General features: G+C 61.1%; 13 protein-coding genes and 1 pseudogene. 10 read left to right on the top strand and 4 right to left on the bottom strand.

Annotated features, from left to right (window positions below; translation table 11 throughout):
• Positions 1-4 precede the first annotated feature (4 nt).
• The 4 genes from ACV22Z_RS00650 to ACV22Z_RS00635 all read left to right on the top strand — a co-directional run bounded on the left by ACV22Z_RS00650 (position 5) and on the right by ACV22Z_RS00635 (position 6,282).
• Entirely contained in the window at positions 5-892 is an 888-nt protein-coding gene (locus ACV22Z_RS00650) for a VOC family protein (RefSeq protein WP_448074395.1), read from the top strand.
• Positions 893-1,320: 428 nt separating this feature from the next.
• Positions 1,321-2,679 (top strand): DUF1329 domain-containing protein, encoded by a 1,359-nt coding sequence (locus tag ACV22Z_RS00645; RefSeq protein ID WP_448074394.1) that lies wholly within the window; start codon positions 1,321-1,323, stop codon positions 2,677-2,679.
• 74 nt (positions 2,680-2,753) lie between these two features.
• Entirely contained in the window at positions 2,754-3,800 is a 1,047-nt protein-coding gene (locus ACV22Z_RS00640) for a YCF48-related protein (protein WP_448074393.1), read from the top strand.
• A 10-nt stretch (positions 3,801-3,810) separates the two neighbouring features.
• Positions 3,811-6,282, top strand: coding sequence for an efflux RND transporter permease subunit (locus tag ACV22Z_RS00635; protein WP_448074392.1), 2,472 nt, complete (start codon positions 3,811-3,813; stop codon positions 6,280-6,282).
• Positions 6,283-6,543: 261 nt separating this feature from the next.
• Here the strand turns inward: ACV22Z_RS00635 and ACV22Z_RS00630 are convergent.
• The 4 genes and pseudogenes from ACV22Z_RS00630 to ACV22Z_RS00615 all read right to left on the bottom strand — a co-directional run bounded on the left by ACV22Z_RS00630 (position 6,544) and on the right by ACV22Z_RS00615 (position 11,485).
• Positions 6,544-7,677: pseudogene (locus tag ACV22Z_RS00630) on the bottom strand (IS3 family transposase).
• Between the two features lie 491 nt (positions 7,678-8,168).
• The gene (locus tag ACV22Z_RS00625; protein WP_448074391.1) at positions 8,169-9,329 is read right to left on the bottom strand and encodes an acyl-CoA dehydrogenase family protein; all 1,161 of its coding nucleotides are present in this window, start codon (positions 9,327-9,329) and stop codon (positions 8,169-8,171) included.
• Positions 9,330-9,384: 55 nt separating this feature from the next.
• A complete protein-coding gene (locus tag ACV22Z_RS00620) occupies positions 9,385-10,614 on the bottom strand; it encodes an acyl-CoA dehydrogenase family protein (RefSeq protein WP_448075130.1) in 1,230 nt (409 codons plus the stop codon).
• 121 nt (positions 10,615-10,735) lie between these two features.
• Positions 10,736-11,485 (bottom strand): SDR family NAD(P)-dependent oxidoreductase, encoded by a 750-nt coding sequence (locus ACV22Z_RS00615; protein ID WP_448074390.1) that lies wholly within the window; start codon positions 11,483-11,485, stop codon positions 10,736-10,738.
• Between the two features lie 321 nt (positions 11,486-11,806).
• Between ACV22Z_RS00615 and ACV22Z_RS00610 the strand changes: the two genes are divergently transcribed.
• The 6 genes from ACV22Z_RS00610 (at position 11,807) to ACV22Z_RS00585 (ending at position 18,087) form a co-directional block, all read left to right on the top strand.
• Positions 11,807-13,621 (top strand): flavin-containing monooxygenase, encoded by a 1,815-nt coding sequence (locus tag ACV22Z_RS00610; protein ID WP_448074389.1) that lies wholly within the window; start codon positions 11,807-11,809, stop codon positions 13,619-13,621.
• Between the two features lie 15 nt (positions 13,622-13,636).
• Entirely contained in the window at positions 13,637-14,074 is a 438-nt protein-coding gene (locus ACV22Z_RS00605; protein WP_448074388.1) for a nuclear transport factor 2 family protein, read from the top strand.
• A gap of 97 nt (positions 14,075-14,171) precedes the next feature.
• The gene (locus ACV22Z_RS00600) at positions 14,172-15,035 is read left to right on the top strand and encodes a fumarylacetoacetate hydrolase family protein (protein ID WP_448074387.1); all 864 of its coding nucleotides are present in this window, start codon (positions 14,172-14,174) and stop codon (positions 15,033-15,035) included.
• 53 nt (positions 15,036-15,088) lie between these two features.
• Positions 15,089-15,952 carry an HpcH/HpaI aldolase/citrate lyase family protein gene (locus ACV22Z_RS00595; protein WP_448075129.1) on the top strand — a complete coding sequence of 288 codons (864 nt, stop codon included), beginning with the start codon at positions 15,089-15,091 and terminating at the stop codon, positions 15,950-15,952.
• 67 nt (positions 15,953-16,019) lie between these two features.
• The gene (locus ACV22Z_RS00590) at positions 16,020-16,799 is read left to right on the top strand and encodes an SDR family NAD(P)-dependent oxidoreductase (RefSeq protein WP_448074386.1); all 780 of its coding nucleotides are present in this window, start codon (positions 16,020-16,022) and stop codon (positions 16,797-16,799) included.
• 127 nt (positions 16,800-16,926) lie between these two features.
• Complete coding sequence (locus tag ACV22Z_RS00585; protein WP_448074385.1) at positions 16,927-18,087, top strand: serine hydrolase domain-containing protein; 1,161 nt, start codon at positions 16,927-16,929, stop codon at positions 18,085-18,087.
• Positions 18,088-18,100 lie beyond the last annotated feature (13 nt).

Raw genomic sequence — 18,100 nt, 5'->3', positions numbered from 1 at the left:
CGAAATGAACAAGGTTGGCGTCACCGAACTGGGCTATATCGGCTTCGATGTGAGCGACCTGGGGGCCTGGCGTGATTTTGCGACGCAGATTCTCGGCGTGGAATGCATCGCGGACGGCGCCGACGTGCGCCTCAGAATGGATTACTGGCATCAACGGGTCGTGCTACACGAAGGCGCATCGGACGATTTGCGATATACCGGTTTTCGCCTTTCCGGTCCCGAGGATTTCTGGGCGATGCAGCGGCAACTGAGCGCACTCGGCGTGCGGTTCGAAGTCGCGTCGACGGCCGAAGCCGAGGAGAGGCACGTATTGGAACTGCTTCGGCTAGAAGATCCCGCCGGCCTGCCGGTGGAGCTCTTCCACGGCCCCCAGGTGGACCGCCATGCGCCGTTTCATCCGGGGCGCGCGATGCATGGCAAGTTCGTGCTGGGCGCGACAGGGCTGGGGCACATGATCATCCGCGAGCGGGGCGTTGCAGCGTCCGAGCGTTTCTATCGCGATGCGCTCGGCATGCGAGGCAGCATCGAGGCGAGGATGGCCATGGCGGGGCAGAAGATCGCGCCGATGTTCATGCATTGCAATTCGCGTGGTCACTCCGTTGCGTTCGGCATTCCGGGCTTCACGAAGCGCATCCAACATTTCATGGTCGAAGTGGATTCGCTCGACGATGTCGGTTTGACCTATGAGCTGGCCAAGGAGCACAAGGTGCCGATCCTGATGGGGCTCGGCCGCCATCAGAACGACAACATGGTGTCGTTCTATATGCAGACGCCATCGGGCTTCTTCTGCGAATACGGCTGGGGCGGCACACCCGCGCTCGCGCAGTCTGAATACAACCCCCGAGGCGACAGTTGGGGCCATGAGCTGCTGAATCCGTCGCTGCTCGGTTGATTGCCGTTACCGCGGCACCCACTGGGCCGCAGCTGGGCATGCCGCGCGGGCACGCGCCAGCAGCGGCAATTCAACGCCCGTCTTGCCTTCGTCCCACATTTCTACAATTCATACAGCGAATTTCTCTCGGCGCATTTGCTGCGATGCGGGACGACAAGTCGCGTGCCTGTCGCGCTGTCCCGCTTCGGCCATTGTGCAGCCGCGAATTCGCGGGGCGCGCGGCCGCGTCTTCGGCACTCGCCGACCCGCTTGCGAAATCTCGTCGTTTTCGACGACGCATGCGCAGCGGACGACGCACACAATGGGTAGCACATAACAAGCAACGCTATGCACTGCAGATAGCCGAATGGTACCGAGCGTTCCGACCCCGGTCGCGGCAACGGTGGTTTAGAAGTCATGCATCTATTCGTGGAATTGGAGGAGACGGTATGAACTATTTAGCGACTTTGGCGGTGGCAGGCATCACGACGATAATCGGTGCGCATGCATTGGCAGCGCCCTCGGCAGCCGACGCGGCGCGTCTCGGCAAGGAGCTCACACCCTTGGGGGCCGAGCGGCCGGGCAACAAGGAAGGCACGATTCCCGAATGGACAGGCGGCCTGTGCAATGCACCGGCGAAATACAAGCCGCTCAACGCACAGGGCGGTACGCCGTACGCCGATCCGTTCGCAGATGAGAAGCCGTTGCATTCGATCACGGCTTCCAACGTGGGTCAGTACGCGAGCACCCTCGACGACGGGCAGAAGGAGCTGTTCAAGCGGTTTCCAAAGACCTATCGCATCGACGTGTACCCGACGCACCGCACCTCGTGCTTCCCCGACTGGGTTTATGACAATACGATCAAGCGCGTGATGTCGCCGAAACTCGTCGGAGATGGACCAGGGCTCGATGATGCGCATGCTCAGTTTCCGTTCCCGATTCCCGCGAACGGGCAGGAGGCGATGTACAACTTCTTCACGCGGTACTTCCCCGTATACTTCACTGGCAACTATGCATGGTGGCTAGTCGATTCGGCAGGCAACAAGACACTCAGCACGCACGGTAGCGCGAATTACCGTTTCGATTACTGGGATAACCACAAGACCAAGGCCGACCAGATTTCGGCAGTGTCCAACATTCACGTCGGACCTCCGTCGCAGGCCGGCGAAATGGACATGCGCGTCCAATGGCGGCGCATGGACCAGCGCGATCCGACGGCTTGGTTCTACACCCCTGGTCAGCGGCGCGTGCGGCTCGCTCCGGAGTTCACCTACGACACGGTCGTATCCGAGAATAGTGGCTTGTTCCTCTGGGATGAACTTAATGGCTTCGACGGAAAAATGGACCGCTTCGACTTCAAGCTCATCGGCAAGAAGGAGCTGCTCATTCCGTACAACGTATACAAATACCTGAACTCGTCGGTCGACCAACTGTTAGGGAAAAATCACGTCAATTCGGATGCGGTTCGCTATGAGCTTCACCGTGTCTGGGTCGTCGAGGCTGCACTCAAAAACGGAGCGCGCCACGTCGACAGCAAAAAGGTGTTTTACCTCGACGAAGACAGCTGGAATATCGTCGGATACGAGGGGTACGACCACGCCGGCAAGCTCGTTCGCTACCTGCAGTTCCCCATCTGGCAGGCTTATGATGTGCCGGCCGCCATCAACATCAATGAGATGGCCTATGACTTCGTCAAGCAGATTTGGGCATTGGGCTCCATTCCTGTCGACGGAGGATTCCACAAAGGCGGTCCGCTCCCGGCAAACTACTTCACGGCCGACGCGATGGCCGGACGAGGGGTTCAATAGTGTTTGGTGGCGCACATGAATCGCGGTGCGGCGGCGGGACTCGCGCCGCGCGTGCCGGTAGGGTCGCGAGCTGGGTGTTTTTGCTGGTGATCGCGAGTGGGTCTGCGGGCGCTCCCGCCGGGAATGTCGGAAAATTTCAGGATCCGCTGGATACGCCCGCGCAGGTCACGCGATTCGCGACCCAGACTCAACTTGGCGCCATTGCGACGGCGGGAACGAGGCTCGTCGCTATGGGCGTACGAGGCCTGATCGTGCTTTCGGACGATGCTGGCCGGACTTGGCGCCAGGTTGCGAGCCCTGTCAGCTCGGATCTCGTGTCCGTACGCTTCGTCACGGCTCGACAGGGGTGGGCGGCAGGTCATGATGGCGCGGTGCTCGCCACCACAGACGGTGGCGAGCACTGGGTCAAGCAAATCGACGGACGCATGGCGGCCGATCTGCTCAAGGCGCATCTGGGCGCGCTGGCGGCCGGTGGCGACGCTCGCGCCGCCAGGTTGCAGAAGGGCGTCACGCTCAACTACCAGGATGGCCCAGCAGTGCCGATGCTGGACCTGTGGTTCGAGAACGAGCGGATCGGCTGGGCGATCGGTTCGTTCGGCACGATCATTGGTACGCGCGACGGCGGCAAAACCTGGACGTCGTGGATGGAGAAAGTCGACGACGACCGGATGCACCACTTCAACGCGATCGCCGACGTTGGCGGCAACGTCTATCTGGCGTCCGAACAGGGTGTGCTGTTCCGACTCGACCGCACGAGCGAGCGCTTCGTGCGGATCGTGACCGGCTACAACGGAAGCTTTTTCGGCCTCGTTGGCACGGGCGCATACGTGATCGCGTATGGAATCGGCGGCTCTGCCTACCGTTCCCGCGACAACGGCGCGACCTGGCAGCGGCTGTCGACCGGTGTGCAGGGCAGCATCACCAGCGGATGCATTCTCGATGACGGGCGGCTGCTGTTCGCGACCCAGGACGGTCATCTGATCATGAGCCTCGACCAGGGCGACACGTTCCAGGCTGTCGCCATTTCTCGGCCGGACCTCTTCACCGGCATCGCACCCGCAGGACGCAACCGGGTCGCGCTGACCGGTGTAAGTGGCGTGAACAGCGCAACCTTCCAGTGAGTCACTCGTCATGAAGGTGGAAACCGACAATCGCAATGCGAGCCCGATCGTGCGCAACATCGAAGACTTCGATCGCGCAAGCGGGATGTGGCTCGAACGCTTCATTTTCAACAACCGTGCAGCGGTGCTGATGCTGTCACTCGTCGTCACGCTCTTCCTGGGCTGGCACGCGCTGCATCTGCGGGTCAATGCGAGCTTCGAGAAGATGATTCCGAGCCAGCATCCGTACGTGCAGAACTTCCTGAGCCACAAGGAAGCGCTGCGTGGCCTCGGCAACGTTGTGCGTATCGCCGTAGAGAACAAGAACGGCGACATCTTCGACAAGAATTACTTGTCGACGCTGCAGAAAGTCAACGATGCCGTCTACCTGATTCCCGGCGTCGATCGCGCGGCGATGCGCGGCTTGTGGACCACCAGTCTTCGCTGGACGCAGGTGACGGAGGAGGGCTACCGGGGCGGTCCGGTCATGCCAGACAACTTCGACGGCTCACGCGCGATGCTGGACCGGCTCAAGGTCAACATCGCGCGCGCGGGCATCGCGGGCAGCTACGTAGCCGACGACATGCGTTCGAGCATGATAGTCGTGCCACTGCTCGATACCAACCCCGAAACGCACGAGCCGCTCGACTACGCGGCATTCTCCCGGGACCTGAACGCGAAGCTCGGGCCGATGGAAAGCGCGAGCGTCAAGATCCACATCGTGGGGTTCGCGAAGATCGTCGGCGATCTGATCGACGGCCTGAGCCACGTGATGGTGTTCTTTGGCCTGTCCGCTGTGATTGCCGCCCTGTTCGTCTATGCATTCATGCGCGATCTGCGCAGCACGCTGCTGTTGGTCGGTGTGTCGGCGCTGGCGGTAGTCTGGCTGCTCGGGCTGATGCAGCTGCTCGGCTACGTGCTCAATCCCTATTCGATTCTCGTACCTTTTCTTGTCTTCGCGATTGGCCTGTCGCACGGCGCGCAGAAGATGAACGGCATCGTGCAGGACGTGGCGCGCGGTGCGCATCGTTACGTGGCGGCGCGCTACACGTTCAGACGGCTCTTTCTCACGGGGTTCGCCGCGCTGCTGACGAATGTTGTCGGGTTCGCGGTGCTAATGGTGATCGACGTGCCGGTGATCCGCGATCTGGCGTTGACGACCAGCATCGGCGTGGCCGTGCTGATCTTCACCAAGCTGCTCCTCGTTCCCGTCCTGCTGTCATACATCGGAGTCGGCAAAAAGGCGGCCGCGCGTTTCGCCGAGGCCGAGCGCTCAGGCAGCACCAACGCATGGAGCGCACGCGTTTGGGCCAGTTTGCTGCATTTCACCGACCGGCGCTGGTCGGTCGCCGCGATAGCAACGGCGCTCGTGCTCGGACTCGGCGCGTTCGAAGTCAGCCAGCAACTCAAGACCGGCGATCTTGACCCCGGTGCACCCGAACTTCGCGCTCACTCGCGCTATAACCTGGACAGCGCGTTCGTGAATGCGCATTACGCGCTGTCCAGCGACCAGTTTGTGGTGATGCTGGCGACGCCGCCAGGGCATTGCAAGGATTTCCAGACGCTGACCGAACTCGACCGGCTCGGCGCCTATCTCCGGGAGGTCGACGGCGTGAAGGCGACGGCATCGGCGGCGGACATGGTGCGTCAAAGCACGTCGGGACAGTTCGAAGGCAATCCCAAGTGGTTGACGATCCCGCGCGATACGTCCGTGCTCAACACGGCGCTCGAGCAAGTGATGACGGACCATCCCGAGCTCGCCGAGCCGAATTGCGCAGTGTCGCCGCTGATCGCCTATTTGAGCGACCACAAGGCCGACACGTTGACGCGCGTCGTCAACGCGGCGGAGTTCTTCGGACGCCACCACGATACGCCTGAGCGCCGGTTCCAGCTGGCCGCCGGCTCGGCTGGGATCGAGGCTGCGACGAACATCGTCGTCAAGGAAGCGCAGCACCGGATGCTGCTGCTGCTCTACGCCGCGGTTGTCATGCTCTGCTTCATTGCATTCCGAAGCTGGAGGGCTGTAATTGTCGCGCTGGTGCCGCTACTGATCACGTCGGTGCTCTGCGAGGCGCTGATGGTGCAGTTGGGCATCGGCGCGAAGGTGGCGACGCTTCCCGTGATCGCGCTGGGTGTGGGCGCCGGTATCGATTATGCACTGTACCTGCTCAGCATTCAGCTGACGTTTCAGCGCACCGGCGTACCGCTGCGCGAAGCGTACATGCGCTCGCTGCAGTTCACTGGGCGGGTGGTCGCACTGGTCGGCCTGACCATGTCGGCCGGCGTGATCACCTGGGCATGGTCGCCGATTAAATTCCAGGCCGACATGGGCATCCTGCTGACTTTCATGTTCCTCTGGAATATGGTTGGCGCACTCGTACTCATTCCGGCGCTGTCTCATTTCCTGCTGAAGCGGGTCGGTGACGCTCGACGCGACGCGTTCGACCGATGCGGCGGTACTGGAGAACCAGTGACCGGAAGCCCGGCTGGCAGCGTGCGCTGAGCCGGCAGCATATCAGTTATCCGGCGGGGCGATGACATTGCCGGCGCTGCGATGTGCTTGAGATCGACGACTCCGGTCCTCGGTCAAACCGCGCGCCTCAAGTGTCGCACGCTTATCCGACGCTTGCGGTGTTTACTTGAAGGAGCGGGACCAGGGCGAGTTGGAGGGGGAATGAGCGTCCGTCCGGTTGCGCGCCGGCGCGCGCTTGATGAAGCCGCGATTATGTTCGCGTCGCGGTCGAGCATTGACCGTTAACCAAAATTAGTCCCGTTCAGAAGCGGAGATTTCCAGCGTGGTTCGGTTATCAGGCGAGTCGGATTTCCTCGCCTGACGGGCGATTTCGGCTGTCATCATCCGCCGCAATGTAGAGTGGGGGGCGAACCTCGTTATAGTACGTGCGCTAGTCGTCGATTTCGCTCCGTGCGTCTGCCAATGACAAGAACAAATGAATGCGTATTCAGGCACTCCTGCGGGAAGCGTTCGTTGAAGCTTTCGACCTTAGCGTGTCAGTCGGCGCATCTGGGCGATTGCAATCCAGTTCGACATCGTTTTCGTACGCCCGGCGATCCATTGCCTTCGAGATGAACTCGCTACCGTTGTCGATCTTGATCGTCGCCGGATGCCCACGCAAAGCGGTGATGCGCATCATCGCCTCGGCAACATGCTCTCCATTCAAGCTCTGACCGATCTCGATGGCCACGCACTCTCTCGTGTAAATGTCGACGATGTGGTCAAAGTACGAGGCCGCGGTCTATCGAACATCGAATCGGCAATGAATTCCCTACTTCGATTTCGTTGATCGCGGTCATGAGATGCTTGGGCTGTCGTCGCTATCCCGATTTGTTACGCTGCGGCCGCTCGTGCCGTAACGACGGGCTTCCCGCCCGATTCAGCCAATAGACGCGCTTGCAATTGCCGCGCCAGCCTTCCCGTCGCAGAACCATGTGCACGCGCCAATATCCGTAGTGCACACGTGTGGACGTAGGTCCTTAATACGCGTGAGCAGCGCCGAAGAATCACGCGCGACCGACTGATATCGATACAGCGAGTGGGATATGCCAAAAAACGCACAGGTCTTTGTCAGACTCGTCCGATAGCGATCACGCATTTCATCCATCAACGTGCATCGGCGAGCGGGCTGAAGAGCATGTTTTGCGAGTACGTCCTGTCCAGACTCAGGTCCGCCATGAGCCGCTTTAGCTTCACGTTCTCGTCTTCGAGCAATCGCAACCGGCGCAACTTAGAAGGCCCCAAACTTCCGAATTTTTTCTTCCAGTTGTGGAACGTCGCCTCACTGATTCCGAGCTTGCAGCAGACCTCTTCGACCGCCGTGCCCCGATCCGCTTGCTTCAGTGCAAATGCGATCTGCTCTTCCGTAAACTTGCTCGTCTTCATCGCGTGGCCTTCGTGTCCGATCGGGCACATCACGCCGAACGTCTCTACTTCTGAATCGGACTTACATCTTGGGCCAGGGTCAAGGTTCTCATAGTATTTATACCGTTATCGAACTAAACGCGAGAGCGGAGGTAAGCATGTACACGGATCGCGTCGACGACCGACGTGCCACCGGGGACTTTCGGAGGCCGACTCGTCAAGCAGTTCCGAGCGAACGTTGCGGCGATCCTGACCTGGTATGCAAACCGCGGATTCCGCGTGGTCGCATCGAACGGAAATTTTGACTGGTGCGCCCGGCTCTGTCGCAACCGCAAGCGCATCGAGTCCCAACGGAAAGAGCCGGGTCCCGTTAGGCGCAGGACTCGGCCCTTGAAATGCCGGCAATTCTGACACCCGGCCCGAACGGGGAGATCCGCCGCGTTGGACTGAGCATTGTGTGCGATGACGTCGCAAATGCATGATCGCCGATTCATCGGCGATCAGACTCAATGTCAGGACGACTCGAAACTAGCGTGCCGGGCCAGATGAAAATCGACGCTGCCGAACTCGTACTCGAGCGTCGTTGCTCGCTTGAAGTAATGCGAGACCGGCAGCTCGTCTGTCATCCCCATCGCGCCGTGCAGCTGTACTGCGTTCTGGCCGATGAACCTGCAAGCCTGTGCGACCGTCACCTTCGCAGCGGACGCGGCGCGCGCGCGCTTCGGCGCCGCGTCCGCCAGTGATAGGGTCGCCAGATACATCGACGACGTCGCCATCTCGAGCTGCAGATACATGTCGACCATCCGATGCTGCAGAGCTTGGAAGCTCGCCAGCGGTTGCCCGAATTGCCGGCGCTGCCGCATATAGTCGGCGGTGTCCGCATGCATCTTCTTCAGCACGCCGACGCCTTCCGCGCAGATGGCCGCGATCGCTTCGTCGCCGACCTGCTCAAGCATCTGCAGAGCGTTGCCTTCGTGGCCTATCAGCGCATCAGGCCGTAGCTCTACATTTACGAAAGCAATATCGGACGCGCGCCGGCCGTCGATGGTCGCGTAGTCTGTCGTCGATACACCGTCAGCCGCCTTGTCAACGACGAACAGCGAGATGCCCGCCGTGTCGCCGGTGGCGCCCGACGTTCGCGCACTCACGAGCAGCTGCGACGCCCATGGCGCGGCCATCACGACCGCTTTGTGACCGTCGAGTCGCCAGCGGCCGTCCGCTTGGCGGAGTGCCTGCGTGGCGACGTTCGACAAACGATAACCGCTTCCGCCGAGGCGATGACCGGTGCCGTTCTCCAGCCACGCGCAGGCGACGACCGCTTCGCCCGCCGCGATATTGGCAATCAACGCGTCGGCCACCGATCCGCCCACGCGCGTTAATACGCCCGCGGCCATCACGCATGTCTCGAGGAACGGCTCGACGAAGAGCATCGAGCCCAGCTCCTCCATCACGATCATCGTTTCGACGGCGCCGCCGCCGAAACCCCCTGCGTGCTCGGGAAGGATCACCGACAGCAGACCAATATCGTCGGCCAGCGCACGCCAGACGTCACGGCGCCAGCCGGCATCGGACTTGATCGCTGCATGTCGTGCTTCGAATGCGTAGTGGTCGCGGAGAAAGGCCTGCAAGGTGCTTCGCAGGAGATTCTGCTCCTCGGTAAAGTCGAAATTCAAGACTCAGCTCCCTGTCTTCGTGAATGGTAGGACCCGTGCATTCCGCGCCATCGTGTCAATGGAAGCCCAATGCGGCCTTGGCCAAGATGTTGCGTTGGATCTCGTTTGAGCCTGCGTAGATCGAACCGGCGCGGTCGTTAAGATAGCGCAGCGGCGCGAGGGCGGCTGCGAGCGGCCCGGCGTGCGGCCCAAATGCGTGCCACAGCTTCACCGGGCCGCCCGGGCGTGCGCCCTGCGGCTGGAACGTGCGTCCGTATTGCCCGGCGGCTTCGAGCCACAGCTCCGTCACGTGCTGACTCAACTCGGTGCCGAGGATCTTCATGACGGACGCGTTCGCGCCGGGTGATTCTCCCGTCGACATGGCCGACATCGTTCTGAGTTCGTATACCTCGAGCGTCGAGATGCGGATGCGCGCAGCGGCCAGTTTGTTTGCAAAAACCGGATCACTGGCGAGCGATTCCGTCGTGTCGCCGGGAGCCGTTTTCGCGACCCGGTGCACCTCGTCGAGCATCGCATGCAAGTCCGGCGTATACGCGACGCCGCCGCGCTCGAATTCGAGCAGATACTTGGCGACTGTCCAGCCGGAGCCAATGGTGCCGACGACGTTGACTTTCGGCACACGCACCTCGTCGAAGAACACCTGATTCTGGATATGTTCGCCCGACGACATCACGATAGGCTGGACAGTCAGTCCGGGCGTGTTCATCTCGATCATCAGAAATGTGATGCCGAGCTGTGGCTTGTGCTCGCGTGATGTCCGCACGAGGCAGAAGATCCAGTTCGCGTCCTGCGCGTGCGTGACCCAGATTTTGGAGCCGTTGCAGACCAGATGGTCGCCGTCGTCGCGCGCGCTGAGCTGCAGCGATGCGAGGTCCGAGCCCGATTGGGGCTCCGAATACCCTTGGCACCACACGTGCTCGCCGCTCAGCATACGCGGCAGGAAGAACGCCTTCTGCGCGTCGGCTCCGAACTTGATCAACGCTGGCGCGCACATTTGGATGCCCATCGGCGACAAAGGGGGCGCGCCAGCCGCTACCCGTTCCCGCGAGAACAGGTAGCGCTGCGATGCGCTCCAGCCACACCCGCCGTATTCAACCGGCCAGGCCGGCGCTGCCCATCCTTTTGCCGCGAGGATGCGTTGCCATCGCATCGCCGCATCGTGATCCGCATAGACGCTCGTCATCAGGCGGCCGGCCGCGCGCAGTTCGTCGGTCAGATGCTCGGCGAAGAACGCCCGCACTTCGTCGCGGAACGCGCAGTCGGTGTCGCTCCATTGCAAATTCATGGTTTTCTCCGAAAACTGTTTGGATATACGCGTCTCGTTGCGTCGCGACCGATCCTTACGGCTTCGTTGTGCGAAGCGATCCGGCGCGGCGGCACACGGGACACCTCGTACGGCGTCGCGCCTAGGACAGCATGACGCCGCCGTCGGCGACGATTTCGGCGCCCGTGATGAAAGACGCATCTGACGAAAGCAGAAACGTGACGACCTTCGCGATTTCGATGGGTTGCCCCATTCGTTTCATCGCCGTCATCGCGGCTACGGTGTCGGTCTGCTCTTTCTCGCCGCGTGTGAGCGGCGTCAGAATCGGCCCCGGCGATACCGCATTAATTCGCACACCCCGCGTGCCGTATTCGATCGCCGCAGAGCGCGTCAACCCAAGGACCGCATGCTTGCTCGCGGTATACGCGTCGAATCGGCGCAACCCCAGGTTTGCATAGATGGACGCGGTGTTTACGACGGCGCCGCCTCCGGATCGTTCTATCGCAGGTAGCTGATATTTGAGGCCAAAGAACAGGCCGTCGGCATTGACGCTCATTACTTTTCGCCATTCCTCGGCGTCGAGTTCTTCGAGCGCGACGAACCTGCCGCTCACGCCGGCATTGTTGACGGCCAGATGGAGCGCGCCGTACGCGTCGAGCGCTTTGTCAACCGCGGCGCGGCACTGCGCCTCGATCGACACATCCGTGCGAAATGCGAGCGCGCCGCCGCCTTCGTCCCGAATCGCACGCGCGACCAAATCTGCATGCTCGCCATTGAGGTCGACTACGAGTACGCGCGCACCGTTGCGTGCCAATTCATGTGCGATGGCCGCGCCGATACCGCTGCCAGCTCCCGTGACGATCGCCGACTTGCCTTCGAACTTCGCGAACATAGGCGTCTCCTGTGTTGTTGGGCCGCCGATAGCGCAGGAAGCGGCCAGAGTATCAAGTGAAATGCATAGTAGGAGCACGTTCGATGGTAGACATCGTCGGTTGCGACGAATTCGCCTCATTCCTCCAGTTCCTGGACGAGTGCATTCCGATTCCGCCAGCTAGTCAGTGATGGTCACGGTGCCTAGGATTCAACACATGGTCGCTCGGGAATGTCATGTGTGAATCCGCGACCGAATGCGGCGACCGACTGAATCTGATGCGAAAACGCTGGACGTCGCGCGGTAGAACGAGCGCGTCCGATGTCTAATGAAGGAGACGAGATGAACACTGAGCTTTTGTCGGAGCGTGAGGCCGCGCTACTGGAAAAATACAAAGAGGAACGTGCGAAGCGTATTCGTGCAGATGGTCTTGCGCAATTTCGCAGAACCGAAGGGGAGTTTGCGCGTTTCCTCGACGATCCTTATTCCGACGCGCCGGCCGACCGCGCACAGATAAACGACGAAGTCGACGTGGTGATCATCGGTGGCGGTTGGTCGGGCCTACTGGCGGGGACGCGTCTGCGTCAGGCCGGCGTCGACAATTTCCGCATCATCGAGTCTGGCGGCGACTACGGTGGCGTGTGGTACTGGAATCGCTATCCTGGCGCGCGTTGCGACGTGGAATCGTACATCTACCTGCCGTTGCTCGAGGAAACCGGCTATATGCCGACCGAGAAATATGCAACGTCCGACGAAATCCGTGAGTATGCGCAGGCCGTCGCGCGGCACTTCGATCTATACCGGCATGCGGTGTTCCAGACCAAGGTGAGCGAGTTGCGTTGGGATGCCACGAAGGCTCGATGGATTGTCAGCACGAATCGGGGCGACGCGATCCAAGCGCGCTTCGTGTATGTCGGGAACGGGCCGCTGAACTATCCGAAGCTGCCGGCGATTCCCGGCATTGAGGACTTCAAGGGTCATTCGTTCCATACGTCCCGTTGGGACTATGCGTATACGGGCGGCGACGCAAACGGCAACCTGGTCGATCTGAAGGACAAGCGCGTTGCGTTGATCGGCACCGGCTGCTCCGCGATTCAGTGCATGCCGGCGCTGGGCGCATCGGCGAAGGAACTGTACGTCGTACAGCGTACGCCCGCCATTGTTGCGTATCGCGGCAACAAAGCTACCGACTACGAATGGGCAAAATCGCTTGAGCACGGCTGGCACCGTGCGCGCATGGCGAACTTCGAATCGGTCCTGGCCGGCACCGTACGTGATGAAGACCTCGTGGGGGACGAGTGGACCCGGTTTTGGGAGCCGCCGGAACAGCCCGAGGCCGATGCCGATCTGCGCGAAGTGGCTGCGGCGGCCCAGAAGATGGACATCGAGAAGATGGACGGGATTCGCGCACGGATCGATTCCATCGTCGAGGACGCGGACACCGCGGAATCTCTCAAACCATACTACAACCGCTTCTGCAAGAGGCCAACGTTCAACGACGAATACCTGCCGACCTTCAATCTGTCGAACGTGACGCTCGTCGATACGAAGGGAAGAGGGCTGACGCGCGTGACCGAAAACGCGATCGTCTTCGAGGACAAGTCCTACGAAGTTGACTGCATCATCTACGCGACCGGCTTTGAAGCTGTGACGACGTCGCACAAGACCGGCGGCTTCGAAATCATCGGGCGTGAAGGCCAAACAATCGACGAAAAGTGGGCGAAGGCGGTGCGATCGCTGCACGGGATCTACACGCACGGATTCCCGAACCTCTTCTTCGTCGCTGGCTTGCGGCAGGGCGCACCAACGCTGAACTTCCCCTACATGATGGACGAGCAGGCGATTCATGCGGCGGGCATGGTCAAGCGCATGCTCGACGACGAGGTCGCGGTGATGGAGGTCACGCAACAGGCAGAGCAACGCTGGTGCGACACCATCATTGAGAAATCGAAGGTCAATCTTGAGTATATGCGCGAGTGTACCCCGAGCATCTTGAACGCAGAAGGCCATCTGGAAGAACTGGGCAAGCAGACGTTCACTACGGCTTACGGTGGCGGTCCATTCGAATACATTGACCTGCTCCGCGACTGGCGCGAAGGCGGGTTCGAGAGCGACCTCCACATCGCGCACGATCCGAATCTCGTCAACGAAGCTTGAATGGAGAGCGTAATTATGACTTCCAGCGTATCGTCCGCTCAGAAGGTCGCGATCGTCCGCTACTACGAGCAAACGGATAGCGGTCGGTTTCCTGCGGATCTGTTCACCGAGGACTTCGAGTTCTATGTGCCCAAGTTCGGCGTCGGGCGAGGAATCAAGGAATTCGAAGTGATGGCGTCGGGTGCGAACGTGAAGCAGTTCAAGCATGCGATCGGCGAGATGTTGATGGTCGAAGAGGGGCGCAACGTCGCCGTGGAGGGGACGACCGGAGGCGTCACCGAAACCGGTGTCGAGTGGCTCGGTGGCAGTACGCCTGGAGGTCGTTTCGCCAGCATGTTCCAGTTCAACGCCGCCGGCCTGATCGAGCGGATGTACATCTATCTCGATCCCGATTTCGCTGGAAATCACGCCGCGGGCTTTCGATGGAACCGAGGCGCCGCGCAGGCTTGGTGATGCGCCCCGTGGACCGGCCCTCTGATTTCGGTGGCAACGCGACCGGTCGGGGAGGCCGAATTGACATTGATCGAGCAGCAGCATTGGAGTTTCTTGAATGAAGCTTGCCACAGTTAGCATTCGCGGCGGGTCCCCCGAAATCGTAGTCGTCGACGGAGAACGCCTCGTACGCCTCAGGTCCGCGAATCCCGATCTACCGTCGACAATGATCGAACTGATCTCCGCGTGGGATACCACGCGCGATTCGGTGCAGCGGGCCGTTGCGCGATCCGCCGACGTAGTCGCTTTGGATTGGAGCGTCCGCTTTCTCGCACCGATCGAGCGACCTGGCAAGATCATGGCGATGGGACTGAACTATGCGGACCACGTTGCCGAAGCTGGTCTCGAGGTACCAAAAAATCAGGTGTGGTTCTGCAAGCAGCCGAACACGGTCCATCCTCCTTACACGCCGATTCAGATTCCGAAGGCATCGGCGTCGATCGATTATGAGGTTGAACTCGTTTTCGTCATCGGCAAGCGCGGACGCCATATACCTAAGGACGAAGCGTCCAGCTACGTGTTCGGCTATTGCGTCGGCAACGATGTGACGGCACGCGATTGGCAGATGCGCACGCCGCAATGGGTGCTCGGTAAATCGTTCGATACGCACGGACCGTTCGGGCCGTGGATCACAACGCGCGATGAAGTGGGCGACCCACATCGCCTGGGGATTCGATCGATAGTGAATGACGAAGTTCGTCAGGAATCGAACACGCGTGAGCTGATCTTTAATGTATTTGATCAGATCGAATACCTGTCCAAGGCGATGACGCTCGAGCCCGGCGACATCGTGTTCAGCGGCACGCCCGGGGGTATCGGTGCCGCGATGAGACCGCCGGTCTTTCTCAAGGCCGGCGATCGCGTGCGTTGCGAAATTGACGAGCTCGGCGCGCTGGAAGCGGTCTTCGAGGCAGAAGCCTGAGCGTGCGTGCCCTGTCAGAGATTCCAGAACGTGTAACAAGGAGTCAACTGCTCATGATGCCATCTGCTAGGCCACGGCGTAGCGCGATCTATCTTCCTGCGAACAACGCCCGTCTGTTGGACAAGGCGCGTTCGCTGCCGTGCGACGTCGTGATCCTCGACCTCGAAGACATGGTCGGGCCGGATGCGAAGCCCGACGCCCGCACGGCGGCGGTCGATGCCGTGCGCCAAGGCGATTTCGGGCGCCGCGAAGTGGTGATTCGGGTCAACGGCCTGAATTCACGATGGGGCATGGAGGATCTGGCTGCGGCGGCACTTGCGCGACCGGACGCGGTGCTCGTCCCGAAGATCTCCGCGCCAGGCGATCTGGAGACGGCCCGCGCAACCCTGGGCGATTCGGTTCCGCTGTGGGCGATGATCGAAACCGCTATCGCGATCGTACGGCTCGACGCGATCGGGGCGGCCAGCACCGCAAACGGCGTTGGCGCATGGGTCATCGGCTCGAACGATCTCGCGAGCGACATTCGCTGTGCGCATACCGTCGAACGCCCAGGGCTGCTGACCGCGCTGTCGATGAGCGTGATGACGGCAAGAGCGTATGGATTGGCGATCTTGGATGGCGTGTTCAACGATCTGACGAACCCGGACGGCCTCACGATCCAGTGCGACCAGGCCGCCGCGCTCGGCTTCGATGGAAAGACGGTGATTCACCCGAACCAGCTCGAGACGACGAATCGCGCGTTCTCTCCGGACGACGCGGCGCTTACACGGGCGCGCGCCATCGTCGCGGCTTTCGAGGCACCTGAGAACGCGGGCCGCTCCGTGTTCAAGGTCGACGGTCATTGGGTCGAGCGCATGCATTACGACGATTCCGTGCGTCTCATGCAGGTCGCAGACGCTATTCGGACAACCGGATGATAGGTCACGTGAGCGCGCGATCCGTTCTCCGCAACGCAGTTCATTTGAAGAGAGTCAAGCGAACATCATGGGCACATCAAAACTCCGCCTGCAGTCGAAAATTGCACTAGTAACGGGCGGGACGAAAGGCATCGGCAAAGCCATTGTCCTGAAATTCCTGCAGGAAGGCGCGGCGGTTGTCTTCACCGGCTCGACGTCCGGCGATGGACCCGCGCTCGAAAAGTTGCTGACCGAGCAGGGTCACGAAGTGAAGTTCATGCAATGCGACAGTCGCGAGGAAAAGCAGATCACCGACGTAATCGAATGTGTTGTGCAAACGTACGGACGCCTCGACATTGCGGTGAACAACGTTGGCAATACTGCGCCGACGGACTCGGCGCTCGGCATGGTACATGAGACGCCGTTAGAGGCGTTCGAAGACACGCTGCACCGAAATCTCACGAGTACCTTTCTGAGCATGAAGCACGAAATCACCGCGATGCTGCGTCAAGGCGGCGGCGTGATCTGCAATACCGCATCGATGGCCGGAGTGCGCGTGTCGAGCGCAGGCTCGCCGAGCTATCACGCGGCAAAGGCGGCGGTCATCCATCTGACGCGCAAGGCCGCAATCCAGTATGCGCGCGACAACATTCGCGTCAATGTCGTGGCGCCGGGCGCGACGGTCACCGAGCGAGTACTTAGCCGATGGACGCGCGAGGAATTCGATCAGCTCGCGACCGTACATCCGTCAGGACGGGCCGTCACACCGGAGGAATGCGCCGACGCGTTCCTATTCCTCTGCTCCGACGAGGCGTCGTCGATCACCGGCCACATGGTGCCGATTGACGGTGGGTGGACCGCGAACTGAGCGGCGTGCAGCGGCTATCGTCCGCGCCTGCGACGCCGGAGCGGGGTCGGCTGCGTCGAAGCGACTTCATTGATAAAAATGCACTGCGTGCGATTGCGCGCACGGTACTAGGTAAGGAAAACTGAAAATGGGCGAGACGAGTGCTGTTAAGGTCGAAGAGGCCGTGCTTCAAGGTTATGTTGCACCGGGATACGACGGACTGCATGACGCGTTTCTGAAAAATTTCCGCGAGCTCGGAGAGATCGGCGGCAGCTTCGCGGTGATGGTCGACGGCGAGCTCGTGGCCGACCTGTGGGGTGGCTGGAAGGACTTCGAGAAAATCGCGCCGTGGGAACGGGATACGATCTCGTGCGTCTGGTCCACGTCGAAAGGGATCGGCGCCGTTTGCTTCGCGATGCTCGTTGATCGAGGCCTGGCTTCCTACGAAGACAAGGTCAGCGACTACTGGCCGGAATTCGCGGCGGAAGGGAAAGATGATGTGACGATCGGGATGCTCGTGTCGCACCAGTCCGGCATCACTGGCTTCACGACACCGGCGACGCTGGCGGACCTGTTCGCAGGCGAGGTTGCAGCGCAACGCCTCGCGGCTCAGGCGCCGCTCTGGCCTCTCGGAACGGCATCGGGCTACAGCAACGTGGTTGGTATTCTGGAGACCGCGCTTTTCAAGCGCATCGAAGGACGTTCGATCAAGCAGTTTGTGGCCGAGGAACTGAACGGCGTGTTCGGCCTTGACCTGTCGGTGGGCCTCGACGCGCGAGACAGGCCGCGCGTGGCCGATCTCCTCGGCGGCGACAAGATGGACGCGCTTAATACGATCCCGACGAGCAACGATGCGCAGCGCGCGGTGCACAATCCGCCGATGCGTGGCGACATGCCGAACAACTCGGAATTCCAGGCCGCCGACATTGTCGCGGCGAACGGATTCACGAATGCGAGAGCGCTCGCGTCGATGTACGGCATGCTGCTGCACAGGAACAAGGCGGGGCGCCGGCTCGTCGGCGACGCCGCGCTGGCGGAGGCGAGAAAGCTGCGTTTCGACGGAATCGACCTTGTTCGCGGCGTACGGCGCCCGTGGGCTGCCGGCTTTCTCCTCAACGAGGAGCACGTGTGGGGGCCGAACAACGAAGCATTCGGTCACGGCGGGTGGGGCGGCTCGTTCGGTTTTGCAGACCCGGTCGCTGGTGTCGCCGTTGGCTATGCGATGAATCTGATGAGTGATCAGATGGATCTGAATCCGCGCCGCCGCGGATTGATCGATGCCGTCTATTCGGCGCTTGCATTACGTTGATCGATCGTCGACC

Source organism: Burkholderia sp. PU8-34, assembly GCF_053427725.1.
The sequence above is the reverse complement of the archived record's forward strand: the minus strand, read 5'-3'. Positions and strand labels throughout refer to the sequence as shown.

What these genes read in the sequence shown, in the direction of transcription:
- ACV22Z_RS00650 (WP_448074395.1), top strand. Translation starts at nt 5, where the DNA reads ATGAACAAGGTTGGCGTCACCGAACTGGGCTATATCGGCTTCGATGTG.
- ACV22Z_RS00645 (WP_448074394.1), top strand. Translation starts at nt 1,321, where the DNA reads ATGAACTATTTAGCGACTTTGGCGGTGGCAGGCATCACGACGATAATC.
- ACV22Z_RS00635 (WP_448074392.1), top strand. Translation starts at nt 3,811, where the DNA reads ATGAAGGTGGAAACCGACAATCGCAATGCGAGCCCGATCGTGCGCAAC.
- ACV22Z_RS00620 (WP_448075130.1), bottom strand. Translation starts at nt 10,614, where the DNA reads ATGAATTTGCAATGGAGCGACACCGACTGCGCGTTCCGCGACGAAGTG.
- ACV22Z_RS00615 (WP_448074390.1), bottom strand. Translation starts at nt 11,485, where the DNA reads ATGTTCGCGAAGTTCGAAGGCAAGTCGGCGATCGTCACGGGAGCTGGC.
- ACV22Z_RS00610 (WP_448074389.1), top strand. Translation starts at nt 11,807, where the DNA reads ATGAACACTGAGCTTTTGTCGGAGCGTGAGGCCGCGCTACTGGAAAAA.
- ACV22Z_RS00605 (WP_448074388.1), top strand. Translation starts at nt 13,637, where the DNA reads ATGACTTCCAGCGTATCGTCCGCTCAGAAGGTCGCGATCGTCCGCTAC.
- ACV22Z_RS00600 (WP_448074387.1), top strand. Translation starts at nt 14,172, where the DNA reads ATGAAGCTTGCCACAGTTAGCATTCGCGGCGGGTCCCCCGAAATCGTA.
- ACV22Z_RS00595 (WP_448075129.1), top strand. Translation starts at nt 15,089, where the DNA reads ATGATGCCATCTGCTAGGCCACGGCGTAGCGCGATCTATCTTCCTGCG.
- ACV22Z_RS00590 (WP_448074386.1), top strand. Translation starts at nt 16,020, where the DNA reads ATGGGCACATCAAAACTCCGCCTGCAGTCGAAAATTGCACTAGTAACG.
- ACV22Z_RS00585 (WP_448074385.1), top strand. Translation starts at nt 16,927, where the DNA reads ATGGGCGAGACGAGTGCTGTTAAGGTCGAAGAGGCCGTGCTTCAAGGT.